The sequence below is a fragment of the Sphingomonas sp. AOB5 genome (assembly GCF_029433115.1).
Taxonomy (GTDB): domain Bacteria; phylum Pseudomonadota; class Alphaproteobacteria; order Sphingomonadales; family Sphingomonadaceae; genus Sphingomonas.
In genome coordinates this window covers 11,925-34,322 of the sequence record NZ_JARNTV010000020.1, presented here as the reverse complement: position 1 = coordinate 34,322, position 22,398 = coordinate 11,925, and the positions used below count along the sequence as shown (strand labels likewise).

The 22,398-nt window shown below is 64.8% G+C and carries 27 protein-coding genes and 1 tRNA gene; 11 read left to right on the top strand and 17 right to left on the bottom strand.

The window, feature by feature from the left end:
- Positions 1 to 10: 10 nt before the first annotated feature.
- The 8 genes from P1X14_RS10775 to P1X14_RS10740 form a co-directional block, all read right to left on the bottom strand.
- Positions 11 to 1,264: an aminotransferase class I/II-fold pyridoxal phosphate-dependent enzyme gene (locus P1X14_RS10775; protein WP_277315362.1), complete on the bottom strand. Its 1,254-nt coding sequence runs from the start codon at positions 1,262 to 1,264 to the stop codon at positions 11 to 13.
- A gap of 8 nt (positions 1,265 to 1,272) precedes the next feature.
- Positions 1,273 to 1,515 (bottom strand): acyl carrier protein, encoded by a 243-nt coding sequence (locus P1X14_RS10770; protein WP_277315361.1) that lies wholly within the window; start codon positions 1,513 to 1,515, stop codon positions 1,273 to 1,275.
- A 67-nt stretch (positions 1,516 to 1,582) separates the two neighbouring features.
- Complete coding sequence (locus tag P1X14_RS10765) at positions 1,583 to 2,488, bottom strand: NAD(P)H-binding protein (protein ID WP_277315360.1); 906 nt, start codon at positions 2,486 to 2,488, stop codon at positions 1,583 to 1,585.
- Entirely contained in the window at positions 2,485 to 3,597 is a 1,113-nt protein-coding gene (gene proB, locus P1X14_RS10760; RefSeq protein WP_277315401.1) for a glutamate 5-kinase, read from the bottom strand. The genes P1X14_RS10765 and proB overlap by 4 nt, the downstream gene beginning before the upstream one ends.
- A 66-nt stretch (positions 3,598 to 3,663) precedes the next feature.
- Positions 3,664 to 4,434, bottom strand: a complete 771-nt coding sequence (locus P1X14_RS10755; RefSeq protein ID WP_277315359.1) for a hypothetical protein — start codon at positions 4,432 to 4,434, stop codon at positions 3,664 to 3,666.
- A 52-nt stretch (positions 4,435 to 4,486) separates the two neighbouring features.
- Complete coding sequence (gene obgE / locus P1X14_RS10750) at positions 4,487 to 5,542, bottom strand: GTPase ObgE (protein WP_277315358.1); 1,056 nt, start codon at positions 5,540 to 5,542, stop codon at positions 4,487 to 4,489.
- A 41-nt stretch (positions 5,543 to 5,583) separates the two neighbouring features.
- Complete coding sequence (locus P1X14_RS10745; protein ID WP_277315357.1) at positions 5,584 to 5,961, bottom strand: hypothetical protein; 378 nt, start codon at positions 5,959 to 5,961, stop codon at positions 5,584 to 5,586.
- A complete protein-coding gene (locus tag P1X14_RS10740; protein ID WP_277315356.1) occupies positions 5,958 to 6,554 on the bottom strand; it encodes a helix-turn-helix domain-containing protein in 597 nt (198 codons plus the stop codon). Before P1X14_RS10740 ends, P1X14_RS10745 begins: the two co-directional genes overlap by 4 nt.
- 54 nt (positions 6,555 to 6,608) lie before the next feature.
- Here P1X14_RS10740 and P1X14_RS10735 point away from each other — a divergent pair, with 54 nt between their 5' ends.
- A complete protein-coding gene (locus P1X14_RS10735; RefSeq protein WP_277315355.1) occupies positions 6,609 to 7,457 on the top strand; it encodes a metal-dependent hydrolase in 849 nt (282 codons plus the stop codon).
- Between the two features lie 107 nt (positions 7,458 to 7,564).
- Here the strand turns inward: P1X14_RS10735 and P1X14_RS10730 are convergent, their stop codons facing one another.
- From P1X14_RS10730 to hspQ, 4 genes are all read right to left on the bottom strand, one after another.
- Entirely contained in the window at positions 7,565 to 8,122 is a 558-nt protein-coding gene (locus P1X14_RS10730; RefSeq protein WP_277315353.1) for a GNAT family N-acetyltransferase, read from the bottom strand.
- Positions 8,123 to 8,293: 171 nt separating this feature from the next.
- Positions 8,294 to 8,563 carry a 50S ribosomal protein L27 gene (gene rpmA / locus P1X14_RS10725; protein ID WP_277315352.1) on the bottom strand — a complete coding sequence of 90 codons (270 nt, stop codon included), beginning with the start codon at positions 8,561 to 8,563 and terminating at the stop codon, positions 8,294 to 8,296.
- Positions 8,564 to 8,581: 18 nt separating this feature from the next.
- The gene (gene rplU, locus P1X14_RS10720) at positions 8,582 to 8,965 is read right to left on the bottom strand and encodes a 50S ribosomal protein L21 (RefSeq protein ID WP_277315351.1); all 384 of its coding nucleotides are present in this window, start codon (positions 8,963 to 8,965) and stop codon (positions 8,582 to 8,584) included.
- A 216-nt stretch (positions 8,966 to 9,181) separates the two neighbouring features.
- Positions 9,182 to 9,514: a heat shock protein HspQ gene (hspQ, locus tag P1X14_RS10715; protein ID WP_277315400.1), complete on the bottom strand. Its 333-nt coding sequence runs from the start codon at positions 9,512 to 9,514 to the stop codon at positions 9,182 to 9,184.
- Positions 9,515 to 9,699: 185 nt separating this feature from the next.
- On the opposite strand from hspQ, the gene P1X14_RS10710 reads away from it, so the two are divergent.
- The 8 genes from P1X14_RS10710 to P1X14_RS10675 all read left to right on the top strand — a co-directional run bounded on the left by P1X14_RS10710 (position 9,700) and on the right by P1X14_RS10675 (position 16,010).
- Positions 9,700 to 9,789 (top strand) — tRNA-Ser (locus tag P1X14_RS10710).
- 328 nt (positions 9,790 to 10,117) lie between these two features.
- Positions 10,118 to 11,191 carry a mechanosensitive ion channel domain-containing protein gene (locus P1X14_RS10705; RefSeq protein ID WP_277315350.1) on the top strand — a complete coding sequence of 358 codons (1,074 nt, stop codon included), beginning with the start codon at positions 10,118 to 10,120 and terminating at the stop codon, positions 11,189 to 11,191.
- 320 nt (positions 11,192 to 11,511) lie between these two features.
- Positions 11,512 to 11,706 (top strand): hypothetical protein, encoded by a 195-nt coding sequence (locus P1X14_RS10700; RefSeq protein WP_277315348.1) that lies wholly within the window; start codon positions 11,512 to 11,514, stop codon positions 11,704 to 11,706.
- Between the two features lie 88 nt (positions 11,707 to 11,794).
- Entirely contained in the window at positions 11,795 to 12,079 is a 285-nt protein-coding gene (locus tag P1X14_RS10695) for a hypothetical protein (RefSeq protein ID WP_277315347.1), read from the top strand.
- 7 nt (positions 12,080 to 12,086) lie between these two features.
- Positions 12,087 to 13,691, top strand: coding sequence for a L,D-transpeptidase family protein (locus tag P1X14_RS10690; RefSeq protein WP_277315346.1), 1,605 nt, complete (start codon positions 12,087 to 12,089; stop codon positions 13,689 to 13,691).
- Positions 13,688 to 14,974, top strand: coding sequence for a DUF2254 domain-containing protein (locus tag P1X14_RS10685; RefSeq protein WP_277315345.1), 1,287 nt, complete (start codon positions 13,688 to 13,690; stop codon positions 14,972 to 14,974). The genes P1X14_RS10690 and P1X14_RS10685 overlap by 4 nt, the downstream gene beginning before the upstream one ends.
- A gap of 13 nt (positions 14,975 to 14,987) precedes the next feature.
- On the top strand, positions 14,988 to 15,449 hold the full coding sequence (locus P1X14_RS10680) for an MgtC/SapB family protein (protein ID WP_277315344.1): 462 nt from the start codon (positions 14,988 to 14,990) through the stop codon (positions 15,447 to 15,449).
- A gap of 54 nt (positions 15,450 to 15,503) precedes the next feature.
- A complete protein-coding gene (locus tag P1X14_RS10675; protein ID WP_277315343.1) occupies positions 15,504 to 16,010 on the top strand; it encodes a YetF domain-containing protein in 507 nt (168 codons plus the stop codon).
- 61 nt (positions 16,011 to 16,071) lie between these two features.
- Here P1X14_RS10675 and nhaA read toward each other — a convergent pair whose 3' ends face one another.
- Positions 16,072 to 17,364, bottom strand: a complete 1,293-nt coding sequence (nhaA, locus tag P1X14_RS10670) for a Na+/H+ antiporter NhaA (protein WP_277315342.1) — start codon at positions 17,362 to 17,364, stop codon at positions 16,072 to 16,074.
- On the opposite strand from nhaA, the gene P1X14_RS10665 reads away from it, so the two are divergent.
- Both P1X14_RS10665 and P1X14_RS10660 read left to right on the top strand, forming a co-directional pair.
- Positions 17,357 to 18,055, top strand: coding sequence for an RNA polymerase sigma factor (locus P1X14_RS10665; RefSeq protein WP_277315341.1), 699 nt, complete (start codon positions 17,357 to 17,359; stop codon positions 18,053 to 18,055). The genes nhaA and P1X14_RS10665 overlap by 8 nt on opposite strands.
- Positions 18,055 to 18,423, top strand: a complete 369-nt coding sequence (locus tag P1X14_RS10660; protein WP_277315340.1) for a DUF6768 family protein — start codon at positions 18,055 to 18,057, stop codon at positions 18,421 to 18,423. The genes P1X14_RS10665 and P1X14_RS10660 overlap by 1 nt, the downstream gene beginning before the upstream one ends.
- A 121-nt stretch (positions 18,424 to 18,544) precedes the next feature.
- Here P1X14_RS10660 and P1X14_RS10655 read toward each other — a convergent pair whose 3' ends face one another.
- The 4 genes from P1X14_RS10655 to P1X14_RS10640 all read right to left on the bottom strand — a co-directional run bounded on the left by P1X14_RS10655 (position 18,545) and on the right by P1X14_RS10640 (position 22,371).
- On the bottom strand, positions 18,545 to 19,369 hold the full coding sequence (locus tag P1X14_RS10655) for a hypothetical protein (protein ID WP_277315339.1): 825 nt from the start codon (positions 19,367 to 19,369) through the stop codon (positions 18,545 to 18,547).
- Between the two features lie 118 nt (positions 19,370 to 19,487).
- Entirely contained in the window at positions 19,488 to 20,186 is a 699-nt protein-coding gene (locus P1X14_RS10650) for a pirin family protein (RefSeq protein ID WP_277315338.1), read from the bottom strand.
- Complete coding sequence (locus tag P1X14_RS10645; RefSeq protein ID WP_277315337.1) at positions 20,183 to 20,878, bottom strand: response regulator transcription factor; 696 nt, start codon at positions 20,876 to 20,878, stop codon at positions 20,183 to 20,185. Before P1X14_RS10645 ends, P1X14_RS10650 begins: the two co-directional genes overlap by 4 nt.
- Complete coding sequence (locus P1X14_RS10640) at positions 20,878 to 22,371, bottom strand: ATP-binding protein (RefSeq protein ID WP_277315336.1); 1,494 nt, start codon at positions 22,369 to 22,371, stop codon at positions 20,878 to 20,880. Before P1X14_RS10640 ends, P1X14_RS10645 begins: the two co-directional genes overlap by 1 nt.
- Between the last annotated feature and the right edge of the window lie 27 nt (positions 22,372 to 22,398).

The window sequence follows — 22,398 nt, the reverse complement described above, 5'->3', positions numbered from 1 at the left end:
CCGTCCGGGTCTAGGCGATGACGCCGGTCGCCTGGCCGGCCGCCTTGAACATGCCCAGCACCTGTTCGATCTGCTCGCTCGTATGCTCGGCGCACAGCGAGCAGCGCAGCAGGAAGGTGCCTGCGGGAGTCGCGGGCGGGCGGGCCATGTTGACGTACAGGCCGCCATCCAGCAGCGCCTGCCACATCATCACTGCCTGTTCCTGATCCTTCAGGATCACCGCGATGATCGCGCTGTCGGGATTCTCGGTGCCCAGCTCGAAGCCCATCGCCTTCAGCCCGCCATGCAGCGTGCGGGCATTTTCCCACAGATGCGCGCGCTTGTTGTGCGCATGCATCAGCTTGCGGATCGACATCGCCGCGGTCGCCACCACCGATGGGGGCAGCGATGCAGTGAAGATATAGGGGCGGCAGGCGAGGCGGATCGCCTCGAACTTCGGGTGGTTCGACACGCAGAAGCCGCCGACCGTGCCGACCGACTTGGAGAAGGTGCCGACGATGAAATCGACATCGCCTTCGCAACCCTGCGCTTCATAGACGCCGCGGCCGTTGGGGCCGAAAAAGCCCATCGAATGCGCTTCGTCGGAGAGCACCATCGCGCCGTGCTTCTTCGCGACCGCGACCATCTGGTCGAGCGGGGCGATATCGCCCAGCATCGAATAGACGCCCTCGAGAACGACCAGCTTGCCGGCTTCCTTGGGCAGGCGGCCAAGGCGCTTGTCGAGATCCTCGACCGAGTTGTGGCGGAAACGGACGATTTCCGCATAACCCTGCTTGCAGCCGTCATAGATCGACGCGTGGCTATCGGCGTCGAGGATGATGTAATCCCCCTTGCCGGCCAGCGTGGAGATCATGCCCAGATTGGCCATGTATCCGGTCGAGAACACGATCGCGCCGGTGGTGCCGTAGAAGTCGCGCAGCGCCTGCTCGACTTCCATATGGTCGCGGAACGTGCCGTTGAGCATGCGGCTGCCATTGGTGCCGCTGCCGAACTGGTCGAGCGCATCCTTGCCGGCCTGGATCACGTCCGGATCGAACGTCATGCCCATATAATTATAGGTGCCGAGCAGGATCGTGTCCTTGCCCTTGATGACAGCCTCGGTCGGCGACTTCACCTTCTCCATCACGATGGCGAAGGGATCGGTGACCCCGCTGTCGAGCAGCATCTGCCGCTCGGCGATCAGGCCGTCGAACTTGCTCATCAGATCGCGGTCATGCGCCTCGGCGGGGGCAGGTGCGTCCGGCGTCTGGATGCTGTCGGTCATGGCGCCGCTCAGCCCTTCAGCTTGGCCACGGCATCGACCAGCTGACCGATATTCTCGATCTCGGCCTGCATGTTCATCGTGATGATGATGTCGAACTCGTCCTCGATCGCGGCGACGAAATCCATCACGGTCAGGCTGTCCCATTCGAGATCGCCGGCGAAGGTGGTGGAATCGGTCAGCGCGACGCCCTTTTTGTTGAAAGGCTCGATCTGCGCGGTGACGGTTTCGAAGATTGCGGCGCGGTCGGTCACGGAATTTCCCTGTTTTCGTGAGTGCAGGGCCGCACTGCCAAGCAAATGCGGCGGCTTGTTGACGGCGCTATAGCAGTCCTTGCGAGCGATACCATGCTGCCGTCGCTGCCAGCCCTTCTTCGGTCGGCACCTGCGGTTTCCACAGATTCTCTGGCGGGCGGCGTGCGGGATCGATCACCCAGTCCTCGTGGCAGAAATAGGCAACCCGGTCGGGCGTCAGCTTCGCGCCCTTGCCGCGGACCAGCCGGTCGAGATGCGCGCCGGCCATCAGGATCATGCGGGGCAGGGCGATCGCGGCGACGCGCTTGCCCAGCGCCGTGCCGATCGCGCGGCCGAAATCCTTGTGGCTCCAGCCGCCCTCGGTGCCGTCATCGGCGTCGAGGCTCAGGCCAGGTGCGTCGGTGAGGGCGAGCGCCAGCAGCAGCCGCGCGAGATCGCCAACTTCGATCACCGACATGCGTCCGGCGGGCGGGGTCAGTGCAAGGCCGCGCTTCGCCAGCCGGAACAGCTCGAGCATCTCCATATCGCCGGGGCCGTAAATGGCGGGCGGGCAGACGATCGACCAGTCGAGCGACGAGGCCTGCACCAGCTTGTCGCCTTCGGCCTTGGACCAGCCATAGTCCGACATTTGCGGCTCGCGGGCCGCCAGCGACGAGACATGGACGAAGCGTTTGGCGCCGGCACCTTCGGCTGCCGCGATCATGTTCGCCGTGCCTTCGATATTGCCCTTGGCGAAGCCTGCGCGGTCGGGCGCGTTGACCACGCCCGCGACATGGATGACCGCATCCGCGCCTTCGCACAGCCGGGCGAGGGCAGGCTTGTCGTTCAGGTCGCCGGGGATCCATTCGATCCCCTCGCGCGCGGCCTGTTCACGCCGGGTGAGCGCGCGGATCGCGTGGCCGCCCGCCAGCGCCTCCGCGATCAGGCGACCACCGACAAAGCCGGTGCCGCCGGTGATGGCGAGGACGCTCACAGCAGCGCCATATGGCTGCGATGCACCAGTGCCGCGCGCGGGGCATAGCCGAGGATGTCGGCCAGTTCCTCGCTGCGTTTGCCGGTGATGCGATGGGCGTCGCTATGGTCGTATTCGGCCAGACCGCGCGCGAGCTGTGTGCCGTCAGGGCCGACCACCACGATCAGGTCGCCGCGCGCGAAGCGGCCTTCCACCCGGGTTGCGCCAGCCGAGAGCAGGCTGCGGCCCTGCTTCAGCGCATTCACCGCGCCGGCATCGATATGGATCATGCCCTTGGCGGTCAGCCCGCCGCGCAGCCAGGCCTTGCGCGCGCGCGCGTTCTGTTTCGCGAGGAAGATCGTCCCGCCCTCGGCCAGCCGCGCCAGCGGATGATCCACCTTTCCGGTGGCGATGGCGAGGTGTGCACCGGCGCTGATCGCGATCCGCGCGGCTTCGATCTTCGAGACCATCCCGCCCGATCCCATGCCCGATGCCGAGCCGCTATCGGCCATCGCCTCGATCCGCGCGTCGAGCTTCTCGACCAGCGGGATCAGCGTTGCGCCCGGGTTGGTGGTCGGGTTGCTGTCGTACAGTCCGTCGACATCGGAGAGCAGGATCACGCCATCCGCGCCCGCCGCGCTGGCCACGCGAGCGGCGAGGCGGTCATTGTCGCCGAAGCGGATCTCCTCGGTCGCGACCGAGTCATTCTCGTTGATCACCGGTACCACGCCGAGCTTCAGCAGACGGTCGAGCGTGGCCGAGACGTTGAGGTAGCGGCGGCGATCCTCGAGATCGTCGAGCGTGACGAGGATCTGCGCCGCGGTCAGTCCCTGTGCGTGGAGCAGTTCGGCCCAGACGCCGGAAAGCGCGATCTGGCCGGTGGCCGCCGCGGCCTGCGCGTCCTCAAGGCTGGCGCGGCCGCCCTTGGGCAGCTTTAGTCGCCGCGCGCCCAGCGCGATCGCACCCGACGAGACGATCGCGATCTGCTGTCCCGCCTGCACCCGTTCGGTCAGGTCCGCGACCAGCCCGGCGAGCCAGTCGCGGCGCACCTGTCCCTCGCGATCGACCAGTAGCGCCGAGCCGACCTTCACGATCAGCCGCGGGCACGCGGCGGGCGCGAACAGGGTCATGTCCTTGGGGTTGGCGCGCGCGGTCATGGAGCGGCTCTTAGCCGTGCGCGGGGCGACACCCAAGCCCTAGACGAGCGAGTCCCTGTTGACATGGGTATAGGGCTGCTTTGCCAACGCGTCGGCGACGGCCAGTCGCGTGGTCTCGTCGCCCGCCCGGACCTCGGCCAGCTCGCCCGCGGTCAGCAGCACGATCGGCACCGCGCGGACCGGCGAAAGCGGCATGCCGGGGATCACGTTCGAGAAATCCGGCGCGGGTCCCCCGATCAGCACGCCCAACACATCGTCCGCGGTGACATAATGCTCGGGAATCTGCGACTGGATCGTGCCGGACTCCGAGACACCCGGAAGCTCCATCGACAACAGGCCGCCATAGCGATCGAGCAGCGGCACGATCCCGCCATTGCTGGCGACGATCCCGGCGACATGGCTGAGCAGGGCGAACATCCAGCTTTTCTGAAGCGGCGTCACATCGCCGGGCGTTCCGGCCAGCTCGGGCGGAAGGTCGGCGCATTCGATGAAGACTTCCATGCCATAGCCATTGCCATCGGCGCCATCGTCGAACGGATCGGACAGACCATCGGTGGCGAGGATCGTGGCGCCGTTCGCGCGGCGGATCACGCGATAGGCCTGCCGCGTGGTCGGCCAGGCGGGGCCACCCATCAGGCCCGGGCTGATCAGATGGCTGATGACATCGGACTCGACCGTTCCGATGGCTTCCCAGAAGCGTAGCCGTGCATCGAAGGATTCGTCCGCAGCGGAAGGCGTCGCCGGGACGGGGGCAGGGGACGGGGCGGGTTTCCCGCCGAACCAACGGCGAAACAGACTGCCAAGACTCACGCATCCTCCTGTCGAATCATCGGGTGGAGGCCCAAGCTGACCGCGAAATGCTTCAGATCGGCGACCACTCGATCGTAACTTCGCCCGAATCGCCCTCCGGCACCTCGATCGTGCTGTCGCCGGGACCAATCGCTTCGAGCAGCTTGTCGAGCACCCAGTCCACGCCGGTGCCGGCCGCGCCCGAGAGCGGGATCACTTCCGCGCCGCTGGCTTCTTCCAGCTCGGCCGACAGCGCCGCGATCAGCTCGTCGTCGAGCGTGTCGATCTTGTTGAGCGCGATGATCACCTTCTTGTCGGTCAGGCCGGCGCCATAGGCTTCCAGCTCGTCGCGGACGATGTTGTAGCTCTCGGCCACGTCGCGGTCGTTCGCGTCGACCAGATGGAGCAGCACGCGGCACCGCTCGATATGGCCGAGGAAGCGGTCGCCCACGCCCGCGCCTTCCGCCGCGCCTGCGATCAGGCCGGGAATATCGGCGATCACGAATTCGCGCATCTTGTGCCGTACCACGCCGAGTTGGGGCCGCAGGGTGGTGAAGGCATAGGCGCCGACCTTTGCCTGGGCATTGGTCACCGCGTTGATGAAGGTCGATTTGCCTGCATTGGGCAGGCCGACAAGGCCCGCATCGGCCAGCAGCTTCAGCCGCAGCCAGACATAGGTTTCCTCGCTCGGCCAGCCGGTGCCGTGCTGGCGCGGGGTGCGGTTGGTCGAGGTCTTGTAGCTGGCATTGCCACGCCCGCCATCGCCGCCGCGCAGGAATACCACGCGCTGACCGACCTTGGTGAGATCGACCAGCAGGGTACGGTCCTCGTCATCGGCCAGCACCTGCGTGCCGACCGGAACCTTGATCACCAGGTCGTCGCCGCCGGCACCGGTCATGTTCGAACCCGCGCCGCCCTTGCCGCGGGGCGCGCGGAAATGCTGGGTGTAACGGAAGTCGATCAGCGTGTTCAGGCCGGGCACGGCCTCGAACACGATGTCGCCGCCCTTGCCGCCATTGCCACCATCGGGGCCGCCATATTCGATGAACTTTTCACGCCGGAAGCTGACGGCGCCGGGGCCGCCCGCGCCCGAACGGACGAAGATCTTTGCTTGGTCGAGAAAATGCATCGCGGGCCTCTATACGAAAAGGCTGCGAAATAGAACCGGGATCAGCGCCGCCGGCTTGTCTGCCGGGGGGGAAGCGACGCGATCGCGCAATATGTCGGTATGCAGCCGCCTGCCTTGTCGATCATATCGGCATAACGGCGCACTGTGCCGCAGGAGAGGTTCCGGACGTTCAGCACGATCAGCGGCGCGCTGTGATCGCGCACCAGCTGCATATCGGCATAGTCCTTCAGCATGCGATGCGAATAATCGCGCAACCGGGCCTCGCCGAGCCAAGCGCCGTTCCACAGCGCGCCGTCGCGAACGATATCGACCCGTGTCGCGCCGCTTTGCACCGCTTCGGTGGCACTGATCCTCCGCCAATGGGACGGCACAGGGCAGGGGGCGGTCTGGGCCAAGGCCAGCGCCGCCAGCAGGATCATTTGTGTTCCGGGTGCAGATGCGCCTGCATCATCGCCTTCGTCGCCAGATCGCGCGCGGTTTCGCGGGGCAGGCCCAGCGCCTTGGCCATCGGCGCGCCGAGCAGGGCGTCGCCCATCGCGGTCAGCACCAGCTGGAGCGTTTCCTCCTGCAGCGACAGACCCTCATGGTCATGATCCTTGGCGATCATGTCGACCAGCTTCTGGATCGCCTCGAGGATCGGATCGAGCACGTCGTGATTGCCGCTGAGGATCATCCAGCTGGCCAGCGCGCCCGCACCACCCTTGTCGAACGCGTCGAACGTCAGGTCGACCACTTCGCGTGGATTATGGTCGGTCTCTCGCGCACGAAGGATTGCTTCGCCGATCTTGGCGGTGACGCCCTCGGCGAGACTGGCGACGAGCGCCTTTTGCAGCCCCGCGGCCGAGCCGAAATGGTGGAGCAGATTGGCGTGCGTCCGCCCGATCTTCGCAGCGACCGCCTTGAGCGTGACGGCTTGCGGCCCATCCTCGAGCAGCAGCTCGCGGGCGGCTTCCAGTGCGGCGTCACGGGATTCCTCGGGTGACAGACGGCGACGTGTTGTTGTTATTGACATCAATGTAAGTAAGTTCTATGCCCCAGTGGAATCAAGGCTTAGTGGAGAAATCGCGTGGTGGAAGCAAAAACTCCCGCGGACCTGACGATCACCCCGCGTGACCGTCGCTTCGGGCGCGGTAACGAGCAGGCGCGCTGGTGGCTGGGTGGCGATCCGATCGCCTCGGCGTTCATGAATGCGCTGTCGGTCACCTTTCCCAAGGGCGAGGCGTTCTTCATCGAGAGCGTGAAGGCGTTTCGCGAGGGGGTTCCGCCCAAGCTGGCGCAGGAAATCCGTGCCTTTGTGCAGCAGGAAGTGATGCACAGCCGCGAGCATGTGGCGTTCAACAAGTGCGTGACCGATGCCGGATATGACGTGACCCGGCTGGAGGCGCGGATCGATCAGGTGTTGGCCGAAGCCGCGCAGCGGCCCAAGATCGCCAGCCTCGCTGCGACGATGGCGCTGGAACATTATACCGCGATCCTCGCCGCCGAGATCCTGCGCAATCCGAAGATGATGGCCGGCGCCGATGCCGAAAGCGCGGCGATGTGGCGCTGGCACGCGATCGAGGAGGTCGAACACAAGGGTGTGGCGTACGACACCTGGATGCACGCCACGCGCGACTGGTCGCGCTGGCAGCGCTGGAAGATCAAGTCGCTGATGATGCTGGTGATTTCGGTGAAATTCTGGAAGCATCGCATCGAAGGCACGCTCGATCTGCTGCGGCAGGACGGCATTTCCGGACCGAAGGCATGGGGCCGTCTCGCCTGGTATCTGGTCGGCTCGCCGGGCCTGCTGCGCAAGATCGTGCCGGGCTGGATCGCCTTCTTCCTGCCGGGCTTCCACCCGTGGAACCATGACGACCGCGCGCTGATCGGCAAGGCCGAGAGCGACTATGCGGCGGCGGTTGCCGCGGCCGCCTGAACATCACGGACTAGACGAGGCACCTCCTCCCCCTTTCCGGTAACGGGGAGGGGTCTTTTTTGCGTCCATGGAGAGCCCCTCCCTGAAGAGGAGGGGCTCTCCAAGCCTCAAGCCGCCATTCGGGTTCGCGGGTCGTTGTCGGCTGCTTCCGAACAGAGATCGAGTTCGAACATCGCGCAGGGCGTCTGGCCGCTGCGTGCGCGCGATTCGCGCTGGACGATCCGGCCGGTGGGGCGAAAGCCGAGCTTGCGCAGCACCTTGCCCGAGGCGGGGTTGTCGATGAAGTGGCCGGCGACCAGCCGCTTCAGCCGCAGCGATTCGCGGGCCAGGCGGACCACGCCCATGCCGGCCTCGGTCGCATAGCCGCGGCCCCAGGCATCCGGCATCAGCCAGTAGCCCAGCTCATGTTCGTCATTGCCCTTCGCATGCACGCCCATGCCGCCGACGAGACGCGTCACGCCGCCCTCATGCGCGCAGATCAGGAAGAACGCGTCGCTGGACACGCTCATCCGGCCGAGGAAATCCTCGGCGTCGAGCTGGCTATAGGGCCAGGGGGCGGTCTCGAGCTTCGAGCACACTTCCCAATGGTTGATCGCGCGGGCGAGTTCGGGGGCATCCTCGATCCAGCCCGGCCGCAATGTCAGTCGCTGTGTACGCACGAACATGACCACTCTCCTCGTATTCGGCGCGCCTTTGCCCGCGTCGGATGACGGGGCGGAGACACCGCAGGGGAGGGAGCATGAAAAAAAGGGAGCCGGGGCGACCCGTCTCCCTTTTCAGCTGGTTCGTTGCGAACCCGGGTCACCCTGGTGGGCAACCCGGCTGGCTGCCCGATGTTATTCGGCTGCTTCCGCAATCATCTCGACCGAAGCGAACTTGCGGCCGAGCTTGCCCTTGTTGAAGGTTACGCGACCGTCGGTCAGCGCGAAGAGGGTATGGTCCTTGCCCATGCCAACGTTCACGCCCGGATACACTTTGGTACCGCGCTGACGGATGATGATGTTGCCCGCGACGACGGCTTCGCCGCCGAACTTCTTCACGCCGAGGCGGCGGCCAGCAGAGTCGCGACCGTTGCGCGAAGAACCGCCTGCTTTCTTATGTGCCATTGTCCGTGCTCCTCGTGCTTACGCTTCGGTGGCCGGGGCGGCAGCCTCGGCAACGGGAGCGTCGGCCTTCTTCGCCTTCGGCGCGGCCTTCTTCTTCTCTTCCTGGGCACCGATTGCGGTGATCTTCAGGATCGTGTGCTGCTGGCGATGGCCGTTGCGACGACGATAGTTGTGGCGACGGCGCTTCTTGAAGACGATGACCTTGTCCGCCTTCGCCTGCGCGATGATTTCAGCCGAGACCGTGAGGCCTTCGACCGACTTCAGCTCCGAACCTTCACCTGCGAGCAGGATGTCGGTGAGCGAAATCGACGAGCCGGCTTCACCGTCGAGCTTCTCGACGACGATCTTGTCTCCTGCGGCAACGCGATACTGCTTGCCGCCCGTGCGCACGATAGCGAACATGGGTCTCTTCTCTAACCAAATGCATGTGCCCGCCAGGGTCTACCCCGGCAGGAGGAAGGGCGCAGCTAAGGGAGGAGGCCGTTCAAGTCAACCCAAAATGCCTTAATTCCGTCATCCATCGAATGACGGCACCGGCCTGCTCCCCCACCCGGCCACCCAACGGAAGTTTACTCTATGGGTGGCCGGGTGGGGGAGCGGGCCGGTGCGGCGCAAAAACTAGTGCCGAAGAGCGGGCTTCAGATGGTAACGGCCCTCGTCATCGCCATCGAACATCTCGGCGATGGCGGGGTGATCGACCGGTTCGCCGCTGTCGTCGGTCACCAGATTCTGCTGGCTGACATAAGCGACATAGCTCGATTCGGCGTTCTCGGCGAGGAGATGGTAGAAGGGCTGGTCCTTGCGCGGGCGCACGTCCTCGGGAATCGCCTCATACCATTCCTCGGTATTGGCGAAGACCGGATCGACGTCGAAGATCACGCCGCGGAAATCGAACAGCCGGTGCTTCACCACATCTCCGATCGCGAAGCGCGCGGTGGCGACGGGCGGCATCGGCACGCCGGGATCAAGCGGAAGGTCTGGAGTCGCGGACAGGTTCATAAGTGTTAATCTAGTGCGTCTGCGACGCTCTACAAGCAAACAGCGCGAAGCAGGCCTTGTGTGCCCAGAATCATTGCGCTAGAGGCGCCCGCTCAAATCGACCGGTGCATCCGCAGGGACGCATCACATGACCTCGCGGAGAGGTGGCAGAGTGGTCGAATGTACCGCACTCGAAATGCGGCGTGCCTTTACGGGTACCGTGGGTTCGAATCCCACCCTCTCCGCCAAGTCTCCTGCTAACCCTCTGTTCTTCAAGGACAGTTTCAGAATCCGCGAACTGGGTCCCATTTGCGGTCCCACTTACCGCCGGATACTGTGCAGACCCAATGTCGGTGGATGTACCAACTCCAACGTTGATCTGGCTATTCGATCCTTGTGACTATCTCAGTCGAGACCGCGAGAGCGTGCGAATCGCAGTTGAGGGTTCGATAGATCTTTCGCTTGGCGCAGATGGCGGTAGCCCTTGACCGCCAGGTGTTCAAAGGACGCTGCCGCGGAACCAATCGCCCGGGCCACGCGGTTCGAAACCCAAGTCCAAAATCGAAGGAGCAGATCATGGAGCGGTTCGCTGCCGCCTTTCCCGCATGGCTAACGAGCCTGACACTTGTTGCCGCCGCGATAACCGCAGCTCTTGTGCTGCACTGGTTGCTGATGAAGGTCGTGCGAAGTGCGGCTGCCAAGACCGCCACCACGACAGACGATATTGTGGTTCGGCGCCTCCACACCCCGGTCCGCTGGATGCTGGTCGCATTTGCGCTGTCGGCGATCCAGCCCGGCCTCGCACTCGGCGAGCTCGGCGCAAGCGCCTGGAGCCGGGTTGCCGGCCTCGCATTCCCCGCGCTTGTCGGATGGATGGCGATCTCGGTATTCGGCGTCGCGGCCGACCTGATCAAGGCGCGCGCCGACATCAGCGCGCCTGACAATCTACAGGCGCGTCGGCGCCGGACACGCGCCGACATCCTTCACCGCATCGGCGTCTTCGTCTTGCTGCTTGCGACATTCTGCATGATGCTGATGTCAATTCCCAGCGTCCGCAACATCGGCGTTACCCTGATCGCCTCGGCCGGCCTCGCCGCACTCGCGGTCGGCGCCGCCGCCCAACCGGCACTCAAGAATTTGATCGGCGGCCTGCAGATGGTCTTTACCGAGCCGATCCGTCTTGACGACGTGGTCATCATCGATGGCGAATGGGGAAGGATCGAGGAAATCCGGCTGACCTATGTCGTTGTGAAGGTCTGGGACGAGCGGCGTCTGGTGGTGCCGGTCTCCAAATTTCTAGAGGAGAGCTTCCAGAACTGGACGCGTCAGACGAGCCAGATCCTCGGTAGCGTCTTCTGGTATCTGGATCCCGCAGCAGATGTGCCCCGGCTTCGCGACCAGCTAGAACAATTGGTCAAGGCGAACCCTCGCTGGGACGGCCGGTTCTGCAACCTCCAGGTGACCGACGCCAAGCCTGAGGCGATCGAGGTTCGGGGGCTGATGACCGCCAAGGATGCGTCCACCGCATTCGACTTGCGCTGTGAGATTCGCGAAGCATTGCTTGCGTTCATCCGCGACACCATGCCCGAGGCGATTGTCCGCCGGCGCGGTGCGCTGAGCTTCGAGCAACCTGGCCCTCAGGGCGCCTAGCAAAGCCAGCGAAGCCGTGAGCGCGTTCCTATAGGATTCCTATGCATGGACGCTGCGGCCTGATTGCCCCATCCCTGCTCGGGTCGAGCGTGGCGGCCATTCTTCGGCCGGCAAGCTGAATATTCCTCGGCGGTCTCCGTAACCATGTCCGTAGCGCTCGGCGCTGGGAAGCACGGCCAGGCCGGCGCCTGTTTTCGGCGGCTCGTGGAGCGAGATCGATCGAATGCGCTCGGCAGCGAAATCGGCCCGAGCCACAGGTTCGCGAGCTGACCGGTTCGCAGGCGTGGCCGAGCGCGACAAGACAATGGGAGCAAAATCCAATGAACGGCGCCGGCATATTGATCGGGCTTCTGGCTTCGCTGGGACTGGTAGTCTGGTTCCTGATGAGCATTGGCCGCGTCAACCTCGACGGGGGGCCGGCACGCGCCGACCCGGATCCCCTCGCCGAGGATACTCCCCCGGCCGCCGACGAGGAAATCAAACCGGAATCCGAGCGCGCCCGAAACGCGCAATGACCGGCGAGCCTGCTGTCAAGCAACGGGCAAACATCCCGACGCATCCAATCCTTCGCCGCACCCGTGCCCCATCCAAAGGACCCCACCCATGAAATCCGTAACAATCCTATGTGCCACGTTGTGCGCACTCGCCGTCGCGGGCTGCAATCAATCCCCTGCCGACAAGCTTGCCGCCCGGGTCGAGAACGCCGCGGAGGCGCGCGCCGCCGCGCTAGAGAAGCAGGCCGAGGAGCTGAAGGATCAGGCCAGGCGAATCCGCGAAGGCGGCGACGAGCGTGCCGATGCGATTGACGCTGCGGGCCGAAACGTCGCGGCGATGACCCAGGAGCAGCGGGACGCAATCGTCGCGAACGAAGCGCCGGCAGTCCGATAGGTTCGTCATGCTCGACTTTGTCCGCCCGGGCGGCGCGCGTACCCCAAGGGGTCGCCTCCTCTCGATAGCCGCCCTGCTTATCGGGTCGCTCGTCATACCGGCGTCGCGCCTTGACGGCGCAGCGGGCGCCTCGCTGCTTCACCAGCGGGGCGCGTCGCATGACTTGTCGGCCAGCGTCTCGGCGGAATCTCTGCATCGGGCGGCAAGCGGGCGAGTTCGGGACTTCTATGAAGCAGTCGGCTGGCGTGCAGTGTGGGACGACGCATCCAGGGCAGCGCTCGAAGCCGCGCTCGCCGATCGGAGCCGTCACGGACTGGACCTTGTCTCGTTCCTAGATCGCGCTGGCGAGCCTCGCGGAGCGGCTGAGGACGAACTGGCCTATACCGAAGCCGCCTTGCGCTATGGCGATGCGCTGGCGCGCGGGATTGTCGATCCCGCCACGCTGCACCAGATCTACACGCTGCCGCGCGTCGAAGTCGATGTCGCCGCAGGTCTCGCAGCGGCGATCGCTCGTGGCGATCTGCGCGAATGGCTGGCGGCACTGGCTCCCCGTGACGAGGAATATATGCGCCTCTCGCGAGCCTATCTGGACTTCAGGGCCGAGCGGCAGGATGCGCGCCCGCCGAGGATCGGCGAGGGAATCATCAGGGTGGGAGGCTCGGATAGCCGCGTCCCCATCATCGTCGATCAGCTTATCGACGATGAGTATCTCGACGCACCGACGACGCCGACGGGCGCCGTGCCGGAAAGCGTGCCCGTCTCCACCCTCTACACCAGGGAGATCGCGGAAGCGGTTGAGCGCCTTCAGCGCGACTATGGCATCGCCGCCGATGGGGTGGTCGGGCCGAACACACTTGCTGTGCTCAATCTGGGTCCTGGAGACCGCGCCCGGGCGATAGCAGTCGCTCTCGAGCGCCGGCGCTGGCTGCAGCGCACCGCACCCGCGACGAGGATCGACGTCAACACGGCGGCATCACGCCTCTATTATTATCGCGACGGCAAGATGATCGATTCGCGCCGCGTCATCGTCGGCAAGCCCGGCACCGAGACACCGGCGCTCCAGTCGCCTATCTACCGGCTCGTCGCCAATCCAACCTGGACGGTTCCCAAATCGATCCAGCGCGGCGAGCTCGCCCATGTCGGGCGCGCCTATCTGCGGCGGCACAATATGACCTTGAGGAACGGCTGGATCGTGCAGGGCCCCGGACCGGGCAATGCCCTTGGTCTGGTCAAGTTCGATATGCATAACGGCCACGCAATCTATCTGCACGACACCTCCGCGCCGGCGCTGTTCGCGCGCAGCCAGCGCCATCGCAGTCACGGCTGCGTGCGGGTCGAGGATGCACTGGGATTTGCAAGGCTGCTGGCGCAGGACCAGGGCGTGGAGGCAGAGTGGCAGGCGGCGCAAGCCGGCGGCCAGCAACGCTTCGTGGCACTCGCCACGCCCATACCCGTCAGACTCCTGTATCAGAACGTGTTCATCGATCTTCAGGGCGATCTGGCCTTCCGTACCGATCCGTACGGATGGAACGCCCCGATCGCCAAGGCGCTGGGCTTCCCCGACCGCCGTGAGGCCCGCGTGCGCAGCGATGAAATTGATATCGCCCCATGAGCGGCGGCGCGCGGCGGGGATCCCGAATGTCGTCACGATGGCTATGGGTGTTGGGGCTGGTCCTGCGCCAGATCTGGTTCCGCGCCGCGCTCTTCTCGGTGTTCTCGGTGGCGCTTGCGCTGCTGGCCGCGTTCATCGCCCCCTATATACCCTATGAGATCAGCACCAAGATCGGCTCTGAAGCAGTCGACAACATTCTGACGATCCTCGCGTCGAGCATGTTGGCGGTGACGACCTTCTCGCTCACCGCGATGGTATCGGTGTTCGCCGGCGTCAACAGCACGATAACCCCGCGCGCGACGCAGCTGCTGGTCGAGGATTCCACCGCACAAAATGCCTTGTCGACGTTCCTTGGAGCGTTTCTTTTCGCGATCGTCGGGATCTGCGCGCTATCGACCGGGATCTATGGAACATCGGGTCGCGTGATCCTTTTCGTCGGCACGATCATCGTCATTGCCGTCATCGTCGTCACCCTTCTGCGCTGGATCGGGCACCTGTCCAGCTTCGGCAGGGTAGGTAGCACCATCGACCGGCTCGAAACGGTGATCCGGGCGGCAACCGACCGATCGGGCTATAGCCTCAGCACCGCTCCGGTGACGAGCGCTCCAAGCCCGCACAAGCATCCCGTCCTGGCCGACAGGATCGGTTACGTCACCCATCTCGATCTCGGTGCTCTTGAGGACCTGGCCGGCCGCCTGGATTGCGCGATCGACGTGCATGTTCTGCCGGGCACATTCGTGACGACCGGGCGGGCGATCGCGTCGCTAGATCGCGCCGATTCCCGAACCGAGGCGGAAATCCGCGCGGCCTTCACCTTCGATCATCACCGTCAGTTCGATCATGATCCACGTCTGGGTTTGATCGTTCTCTCCGAGATCGCGTCGCGGGCGCTTTCTCCTGCAGTCAACGATCCCGGAACCGCGATCGCGGTGCTCGGATCGGGCGTCCGGGTCATGGCCGCCTTCCTGGAAGAGGGCAGGTCCAAGCCCGCCTTCGACGCAAAGGTCCGGCTGCCCAGCTTGTTCGTCGGCGATCTCTTCGACGACCTTGTCCGGCCAATCGCCCGCGATGGCGCGGCCCTGGTCGAGGTGGCGATCAAGTTGCAGCGGTCGCTCGGCGAGTTAGCCGACATGGCCCCCTGGGTGCGCGGACTGCTCGCGTACCGCGCCGCCGACGCGATGGCTCGCTCCGAGCAGGCCATGACCTTCGAGGCCGATCTTGAGTGCGTGCGAGCGGCTTATCTCGCGCACTGGACTGGGCCTTCGATCCCGGCGCGACACTAGGAGGGGGATCGCCATGGAAGCTGGCACCTTTTCTCCCATCCATATTTCCTGGGCCGAGGCCTTGCTGCGCATCGGCGCCGCGATGCTGCTGCCATTGCTGATCGGTCTCGACCGCTTCCTGCGACGCAAGCCGATCGACTTTCGTCCATTCGTCATCGTAGCGCTCGCCGCCTGCACGCTGGCTTTGGCGATCATGGAACTGGCCGCGCGGACCTCCGATCCCCAGGTCGATGTCGGACCGAGCCGCATCTTTGCCGGCGTAATCACCGGCATCGGGTTTCTCGGTGCAGGCGCCATGTTCCGCCAAGAGAATTATGTGAAGGGCGCCGGCTCGGCCGCCTCGATCTGGGCGGCGGGGGCGATCGGCTTGATCTGCGGCGTGGGAATGCTGTGGCTGGCCGCGTTGCTCGCAGGCGGGGTGCTTGTGGTCCTTGTCGCCAGCGCACCGCTCACTGGAAAGTACGATCCGGACTGAGGAGCGAACTCCATCGGTACGAGACTAGCGCCTCTTGGCAAGGGTTCGATCTACATGTTCTTCGACGACTTTCATGGCTTGCTGAGAGTGGCGACGATGTCGCTGCTCGCCTACACCGCAATCGTGCTCACTCTGCGCGTGGCTGGCAAGCGGTCGCTCGCCAAGCTCAACGCCTTCGACCTGGTGGTGACCGTAGCGCTGGGCTCTACGCTGGCTACAATCCTTCTCGCCAAGGATGTCGCGCTGGCCGAGGGAATTCTCGCGTTCTGCATGCTGGCGCTCCTGCAGTGGCTGGTTTCTCGCCTCTCTATATCCAGCGGCGTGTTCCGAAGGCTTGTTCGCTCCGAACCGCGCCTGCTGCTAGAGAATGGACAATTTCGCTTCGACGCGATGGCCAAGGAGCGAATCACGGCGTCCGAGATCGACGCAGCCGTGCGAAATGCAGGGCATGGGCGGCTGGAGGCAGTTGCCGCAGTGGTTCTCGAGACCGACGGCAACATGAGCGTCATTTCGCACGGAGGCGAAGGCGAACTGACCGCGCTTCGCTCGGTGCGGAGCTGAGGCAGTGGCGCCGACCGAATGCGAAACTCGTGGCGCTGGCGCCCCGGCCTTGGCTTTCAGCTCATCGAACGGGGTCTGCGGGCTCCACAGTGCAAGCGGCATCTTCATCATTCTCGATTTCTGCCGCTTCCAGCCGCTCTTCCTCCATATGGCCGGGATGGGGCGGCGCGAGCCGCAGGACCACATAGCCAGTGACCGCCGACAGGATCGAGCCGAGCAGGACGCCTATCTTTGCCTCTTCAATCAGCTCGGCATTTGCGGGGAATGCGAGAGCGCCGATGAAGAGGCTCATCGTGAAGCCGATCCCGCAAAGCAGTGAGACGCCGTATATCTGGAGCCAAGTTGCACCGCGCAGGCGCGTGCTGAACCCAAGGCGCACGCACAGGAGAATCGCACCGAATATCCCGAGCTGCTTGCCGACAAACAGCCCCGCGGCGATACCGAGCGGAAGCGGCGCCAGCACGTCGGCGAGCGCGACGCCTTCGAGCGAAACGCCAGCGTTCGCGAAGCCGAAGATCGGGACGATGGCGAACGCGACGATCGGCGACAGGGCATGCTCGAGCCGATGCAGCGGCGATTCTCCCGAATCCGGCGCGCCAGGTGTCGGCTTGAGCGGGATCATGATCGCGGCCAGCACGCCTGCGACGGTGGCGTGAACGCCCGAGAGCAAGACCGCGTACCAAAGCATCGCAGCCAAGACCAGAAACAGGGGCAGCCGCCGGACGCCGAAGCGGCCAAGTAGCCACATTCCCAAGAGGATCGCCGCTGCCGCCGCCAGCGCGGCAAGATTTATCTCCGCAGTATAGAAGAACGCGATGATCGCGACCGCGCCGAGATCGTCAACGATCGCGACCGTGGTCAGAAAAAGCTTCAACGAAGTAGGAGCGCGGCTCCCAAGCAGCGCGAGGACACCGATCGCGAAGGCGATGTCGGTGGCGGCCGGGATTGCCCAGCCGTCGCGAAGCGCCGGAACGCCTCCTGCGGTAAGCAGATAGATCAGCGCCGGCACCGCCATCCCCGCGCCCGCTGCGATCGCGGGCAGCGTGCGTCTCGACCATGTCGACAGGCGCCCATCGACGAACTCGCGTTTGATCTCGAGTCCGACGAGCAGGAAAAATACGGCCATCAGCCCGTCGTTGATCCACAGATGCGGCGTCATCGGCCCAAGCTTGGGTGTCAGCGCCGGGCTCACCGGCAAATGCAGCAAATCATGATAGTCGTGCGCCAATGGTGAATTGGCCACGAGCATGGCCAAAGCCGCCGCCGCCATCAGCAGAACGCCGCCGGTTGCCTCACTCGTGAGAAAGGTTCGTAATGCCGATGGCCGGGGCTTCGCCGAATGAATTTTGGTCATCGGCCACCTTCTAACGGTCGCTTGGCCTCAATGGAACGCCGCAGCTGCGTGTTCCCAAACAATAACCCGCCGGACAATTTTCGCGCCGATTGAACCGGCACATACAATCGGCGCACCTTATCACCAGATCGAGCGGGAAGACGTGGTGGTGGCGAATGATCGTATCCTGGATGAGTATCTCGTCGCCGCTGCGAAATCGGGCGGTCACAAGGCTCGCGCGTTGCTGGTGCATCGTTGGCACAAGCGGCTGCTCGCCCATGCGACCCGCCTGACCGGCGATCCCGAGCGCGCACGCGACGCGGTCCAGGACAGCTGGATTGAGATCCTGCGCGGGCTACAACGGTTGCGCGACGATCGCGCATTCCCGGCTTGGGCTTACCGGATCACTTCGCGGCGTTGTGCCGGCGCGGTGCGGGATATCCAGCGTCAGCGCGAGGTTGGAAATGCACTGGCCGCCGAACCAGTCATGCCTCCGGAGCCGCTAATCGGCGGCGCGACGGATAGCGAGCGCCTGCGATCGGCGATCCGGACATTGCCGCCCGAACAGCGCGCCGCGATCGCGCTGTTCCATTTCGATGAGATGAGCGTCGCCGAAGTGGCGGTGGCGCTCGACGTGCCAGCGGGCACGGTCAAGACCCGCCTGATGCATGCGCGGCGCAAATTGCGCGCGGCGCTCGAAGGAGAAGCATGATGCGTAACGTGGACGAATTGATCGATGAGGCGCTCGACGCTGAGGAGCGCGAGCTGCTGCGCAGCATTGGCGACGAACCAGGGTTCGTCGAGCGCGCGATGGGACTGTTCGGCGCCGGCATGGGGTGGATGGTGACCTTCATGATGGTCGGGCAGACGCTGCTATTCCTTGCCGGCGTCTGGGCGGCGTGGGGGTTCTTTGAAGCGAGCGATCCGGTCACCCAACTTCGCTGGGGTTTCCCGGCGGCGGTGTTGCTGCTTGCGTCCCTCGCGGTAAAGCTTGGCGTCGCGGCGCCGATCCACGCCAACCAGATCATGCGGGAGCTCAAGCGTATCGAGCTACAGATCGCGCGCGGCGCCAAGCGATAAACGCAATGCGGTGGCGGGTGCCGTACTTGCTGCGTCAGGCGGGAAACCGACGCTTCTGCCAAGGCCACAGCAACTGAGGCCATAAACCTGAATGGTCGCCGCTTGCGCAACTTCGCGAGCGCTAGCGGCGCCACTCCGACAAAATGTCGCCATTGGAGTTTTCGAAGGCGGTGCGGCTGATCTCCACGGAGATTAGGCAGACGGGCGGGAGGCGATCCGCTTCGTTCCAGCATTTGACCGGCTGGCGGTCGGCGAACCCGACGATACGTCCGCTCAAGGCAAGCCGATAGGTAACGCCTTCGGGTGGCGTCTCCAGCTTCTTGGTTGCCGTGTAGGGCCTCGCGCCGCGCTGGATCGTTCGCGGCGCATCGGGTTCAAAGAACTGAACGACCCCCAGGGTTCGGCGCAATGGGTCGGCGGCACCGGGCTGTTCGCCCTGTGAGCAGGCTTCCGAGCTGGTCCAGGGCCGCTCGATCCAGAACCCTTCAGCGGCATCGATCTGCTGGTCGCCAGTGACAGAAGGGAGCCATGCAGGGAGATCGACAAACTGATTGCTTGCGCTGAGCTTCAGCGAGCCCGCGTTGGGATCGTAGCTCCACCCAGCCCAGGTCGATAACGGCTCGGTCATCGGACCGGAACAGCCGAAGGGCAGTCGGATTTGAAACGACCTTCCAATCAGCGCGCGATTCCCTTCCGGAAGGGGTCGACTAGCGGCAGTCGCGTCCGCCGCTTCAGAGGCTGCGGCAAGCAATCCGGCGCGGTCGAGGGGTGGGAGCGGCGCAGGAGGCGGCGGAACGATGCTCTCCACGGAACCGGAATTGACCGGGGCGTCGCTGCCTGGCGCTTCGGTGGGCTGTCCGCACCCGGCCGTCAGCAGCAGCGCGACGAGAGCAGCGATGTCCCGAGCGCCACCAGGGGTCATGCCGGCGGGGTCTGCGTGGCTCATGTCAGCACCCTAGCAGATGAAGCAGGATAGTCGACCGGCGCAACGCGGCGGGACCGGTCGTGTCCCTCGAAGATCGGCATCTACAATCGCGAGCTTTGCGGGCGAACTCGCTCTTCGGCTAGCGGGTTTCAATAAACAGGATCTCGGCAGCCCGTCCGGCCTCGATTCGCAGCAAGGTCTCATCGGCGACCGCCGCGCCTGCGTGCGTGTCGATCGGTACCCCGTTGACTTCCACGCAGCCGCTAAGCGCCACCAGATAGACGAGCCGGTCGGACTCCAAGACATAGTCTAGCCTGTCCCCCGGCGAAATGCGGCCCCCGAGGACGCGTGCTGGCGCGGTAAGCGAGGGCGCGGGCCGGTCCTCGGCGAAACCGCTAGCGAGTGTCAGCAGATGACCGCTATGACTGCGCGCAGGAAAGGCGACCGACCGGCGCTGCGCTCGATCACCTGGCGATTGGCTGCGGATGCGGATCTCCACATATTCCGCCGGCCTCGCCGACGGATTGATGTCGGCATGGGTCATACCCGGACCTGGGCTGATCAGCTGGACCTCGCCTGCAACCGTGCGGCAATTGCCTCCAAGGCTGCCGGCGTGGGCGATGACACCCTTCCGCACGACCGTGATCAGCTCCACACCGTCGATCGGTTGCGGACGCAACGCCGCGCGTGGCGCGAGCGTTACATAATTGAGGACACTCAAGGCCCCCCAGCCTTCGCGGCCGACGGCGTGATATCCGGCAAAGCAGAAGTGATGGGCGGACTCAACGCCGTCCAAAGAGGTTGCGCCGAGTGACGAGCGCGGTCGCGCTTCGATCATGCTCCGTCAGCCGACTCGGGCGCGACGAGTCGATAGCCGACGCCAGGCTCGGTGAGGATAAGCCTTGGCTCGGCGGGGTCTTCCTCGATCTTCTGCCGCAGCAGGCCAATATAGACCCTGAGGTACTGGCTGTCCGCGCCTTCGGGCCCCCAACCGGCGGCAAGCAGACGTTTGTGCGTCACCACCTGACCGGCGCTCAGCGCTAGGGCGACCAGGAGATCGTGCTCCTTGGGCGAAAGCCGGACCTGCTCGCCGCCGACCGTGACCCTGCGCTCCGCAAAGTCGATGTGAAGCCCGCCACCGCTATAGGCGGCAGGCTGGAGGCGAAGGCTCGAACTGCGGCGAAGCGCGGCGCGAACGCGCGCCATCAGTTCTCCAATTTCGAACGGCTTGTTGACATAGTCGTCCGCGCCTTCATCGAGCGCAGCGACCTTCTCGCCCTCCTGGTGCCGCGCGGAGATGATGATAATCGGGACGCTGCTCGTCGCGCGAATGTTGCGGATGACGTCCTTGCCGTCCATGTCGGGAAGACCAAGATCGAGCAGAATGACGTCAGGCTGCTCGCTGCCGGACCGCCAGATCGCCGATGCGCCATCGCCCGCGGCGGTGACGCGATAGCCTGCGGCGCCCAGCACCGGTTCGAGCACCGCCACCAGCGAAGGCTCGTCGTCGATCAGCAGGATGTGGGCCATTACACTTCCTCCCCGGTCGCGGGCAGCGAGATGATGATCCGCGTCCCTGCATTGCCGACACCGGGTACGCGCGCTTCGATAGTGCCGCCGAGCGCTTCGACAAATCCTTTAGCGATCGCGAGGCCGAGGCCGCTGCCGCGCGGCGCGGATTCGGTGCGTGATACCCTATGGAACCGAGTGAAAACGCGCTCGAGATCGTCCGGCGGGATGCCGATCCCCTCGTCCGCCACCGTTAGATTGCAACGATCATGGACGCGCTCGATCGTGATGATGATCGAGCTCTTGTCGCTGCTGTAGCGGATCGCATTGTCGAGCACGTTGAGCAGGACCAGTTCGAACAACGCGGCGTTGGCGCTCACCAAGACGTCATTCTCGTCGCAGCGGCGGATGGTGCGCTCGCCCGCGCGAGGGCGAACGCGCTTGATCGCGGCGCCGACCATCTCGGCGACGCTCAAGGTTTGCAAGCCGGCCAGACCGCCGCCTGCTTCAAGGCGGCTCATCTCAAGCAGGTTGGCAGTGTACCGATTGAGGCGCTCGCATTCCGCGACGATGCTGCGAAGCAGGCCCGCTGAAGTGGGTTCGTCCAGCTGGTCGCGATACGTGATCAGGCTCGAGGCCGAAGCGCTTATCGCGGCAAGCGGGGTTCTGAAATCATGGCTTACCGACGCGAGCAGCGCAGTCTTCAGCTCTTCGGCACGGACCAATGCGCGGCTTTCCGCGATCGTCTCGGACAGCGCGGCGCGTTCGAGCGCCAGGGCTATCATATTGGCCAGGGCATCGATGAAGTTGGCGTCGAGCTTACCGGGGCGGAACACCTCGATCACCATCACGCCAAGATTGCCATCGCTCCCCTCGAGCCTGCGAGTGATCCGTCCGTCCTCCTCCAGCGCCGCTGAATCTGCGGCCAGCGCCCGCATGGCCAGCGCCTGCCATTCCGGGTCATGCGGCGGGGCATCGATCGGTTCCAGCACTTCGGACGTGTGGCGGAACAGCGAGATTTTTGCGCCGACAAGATGATATGCCGCCGTGGCAACCGCAGCGACGACATCCTGCTGTCGAACGGCTGCCTGCAGGGTGCGGCTGAGCTCCAGAAGATTCTCCAGCTGCAGATTGCTGCGCTGTGCCGCCTTGGCATGGTCCTTGAGCCGACCCGCGAGCACGCCGGCGACTAGGCCACACAGATTGAAGATAATGAGCGGAGCGATGTCGCGGCTCGTCGCGAACCTGAAGCTGAAGGCAGGGTCGGTCAGGAAGAAGTTATACAGAAGGAAAGCCGCAAAGGAGGCGACAAGAGCAGCGACGACCCCACCGAGTGCGCCGGCGACGGTAATGCCCAGCACGAAGATGAGAGCCGCGGCGACAGGGCCTATCAGCGCCTTGGCGACCATGGCTCCCAGCGTCGACAATGTCACGACAAGCGCCGCCACCAGCGCCTGCTGGAGCCTGGGGCGCAAGTGAGGTTTCGCCTCGGCGATGGTTGCTTCGATGGTCATGAGCGACGCGCGAATCCCCGCTGCTGG